2 protein-coding genes are annotated in these 2,541 nt (G+C 42.3%); both read left to right on the top strand.

What is annotated here, in order from left to right; translation table 11 throughout:
• Positions 1 to 153: 153 nt before the first annotated feature.
• A complete protein-coding gene (istA, locus tag B5D47_RS11220) occupies positions 154 to 1,710 on the top strand; it encodes an IS21 family transposase (RefSeq protein ID WP_078931918.1) in 1,557 nt (518 codons plus the stop codon).
• Positions 1,703 to 2,446 carry an ATP-binding protein gene (locus B5D47_RS11215; protein WP_078931919.1) on the top strand — a complete coding sequence of 248 codons (744 nt, stop codon included), beginning with the start codon at positions 1,703 to 1,705 and terminating at the stop codon, positions 2,444 to 2,446. Before istA ends, B5D47_RS11215 begins: the two co-directional genes overlap by 8 nt.
• The last annotated feature ends 95 nt before the right edge of the window (positions 2,447 to 2,541 follow it).

Here is a 2,541-nt window from a genome sequence, read left to right as displayed (position 1 = left end):
TGATTATTTCACAGAAAATGAACCATCAATATTCATCTGAGCACCACCAATATCAATAAGAGCACCAATTAAATATTTCTAAAATATAACACCTTAAGTAAGATTTTTATGAACTTGATAAAAGTTCAAATCTTATTTTAAGGAGGCCTGCTTATGGCCAAAATCAATCCGAAGCTCATTCTTGAGCTAATTGAAAGTGGCATGTCACGAAGGCAAATCTGTTCCAGTCGACATGTCAGCCCCCACACTGTCAGCGAAGTAAAACAAATCGCTGAGAAAAACAATATCACGACAAAAGACATCAAGAACATGTCCGAAGATGATGTTTACCGAATGTTTTTCCCTGACAGAAATCAGCTTGAAGATATGTACGAACAGCCAGACTACGAGTACGTTCACGGAGAACTGAAGAAAACCGGTGTAACTCTTAAACTTCTCTGGCAGGAATATCAGGACAAATGTGCTTCACTGACAAAGATTCCAATGGGCTACACAAAATACTGCCGCGGTTACAACAAGTTTGTAATCAGTAACAGCCTTACAAATCATCTTGAGCACAAGCCTGGAATAGCAGTTCAGGTGGACTGGTCTGGGCCGACAATGGAATATCTGAATCCAGAAAACCTTGAGCCCGTAAAGGCATACCTGTTTGTAGCCACACTTCCATACAGCCAATATTCGTATGTTGAAGCCTGCAGGGACATGAAGCAGGACTCATGGCTCCGCTGCCACATTCACATGTATGAATATTTCAAGGGAGTTCCCATCAAAACAGTCTGCGACAACTTAAAGACAGGAGTTGTTAAGCATCCCAAAGAAGGTGAAATTGTCCTGAATGAAGCCTACGAAGCTCTCGGAAACCATTACATGACTGCAATCATGCCAACAGGAGTACGCAAACCTAAGCAGAAAGCTTCTGTTGAGGGAACTGTCGGAAAGGTTGCCACCGCAATAATTGCAGCATTACGGGACCATACTTTCTATTCTCTTGAGCAGTTGCAGATTGCAATTCTGTCAAAACTTGAAGAATTCAACAAACGGCCTTTTCAGAAACGTGACGCAAGCCGCTGGGAAGTGTTTCAGGAAGAAAAGAAGTTTCTGAATCCTTTGCCTGACGTGCCTTACGAGATTGCAACATGGGTTTACAGGCGGAAAGTGAACCTCAACTGTCATGTAGTCTACGAAAAGAACAACTATTCCTGTCCATACCAGTATGTCGGTTCAGAAGCAGATCTCAAGGTTACTGATAAAACTGTGGAAATTTTCGTGAAGGGAAACCGTGTTGCGACTCACCAGAAATTCGCAGAAGGAATCGAATACCGCTACTCAACCCATCCACAGGACATGCCCGATCAGTTCCAGCAGCCTGAATGGGATGATGCAAGAATCAGGAACTGGGCCTACAAGATTGGTCCTAACTGCGGCGAATGCATCGACAGGATTTTTGCAGGAGTGAAAATAAAGGAACAGGGATATAACCCGTCCCTGTCCCTGCTCAGGCTAAGTAAGAAATATTCTGAAAGCCGGCTGGAATCTGCCTGTAAGTTGGCGCTTATGCAGATTCGAAGCCCAAGATATCACCACCTGAATGCAATTCTTGCAGCAAACCAGGATATTCTTGCTGAACAACTTCAGAATAAACCTAAGCAAAACAACACTCAAGGATACATAAGAGGCTCAGCTTATTACGGAGGAAATGAAAATGATTAACGACGAAACAAAAAAGAAACTCAGAGAACTCAAGCTCGGTGAACTGATAAATGCATACGAAATTTATTCAAAGAATGCAGACTGGACGGAACTTCCGTTTGAACAGAAGTTTCAGATGATGGCTGATTACCTTTATCAGGAAAAGTACAACAACAGCGTAAAGATCCTCATGGCAAAGGCAAAGTTCAGGATTCCTAAGGCAGAAGTAACCAGTCTTGTCTATGAAGGACGTGGAATTGACCGAAACCTGATTACGGAACTTTCAACATGCCAGTTTATTTCCAGCAACACCAACATTGTCTTCCAGGGGTTCACAGGTTCCGGGAAAACTTATCTTGCTTGTGCACTGGGAAGACAGGCCTGTAAGCAGAGATACTCTACGAAGTACATTCGTCTGCCGGATCTTCTTGTCGAGCATGACGAAGAAAAAATCCAGAGGGGAAACGCAAAACGGCTTCTGAAAAAATATGGTTCGTATGGTCTTCTGATTATTGATGAATGGCTGATGGATGATATTTCTGATGAAGAACAGCATTTTATTTTTGAACTGATTGAACGCCGTCATGACGAAGCTTCCACAATTTTCTGTACCCAGTACAAGAAAGATGACTGGTTTGACCGTCTTGGTGGTGGAGTCCATGCAGATGCTATTCTTGACCGTATAGTTCACAATGCAATCTTTGTTGAAACCGGTTCAATGAATATGCGTGAATTCTGTGCAAAAATGCATAAATAATTTTTTGGTGCTCTACTAAATATTAGTGGTGCTCCACGCGTGAATTGCTGTTGCTCAAATTTGAATTTGATGGTGCTTTTCACGCGGAATAATCA

Source organism: Treponema berlinense, assembly GCF_900167025.1.
In the GTDB taxonomy this organism is placed as follows: domain Bacteria; phylum Spirochaetota; class Spirochaetia; order Treponematales; family Treponemataceae; genus Treponema_D; species Treponema_D berlinense.
The sequence above is the reverse complement of the archived record's forward strand: the minus strand, read 5'-3'. Positions and strand labels throughout refer to the sequence as shown.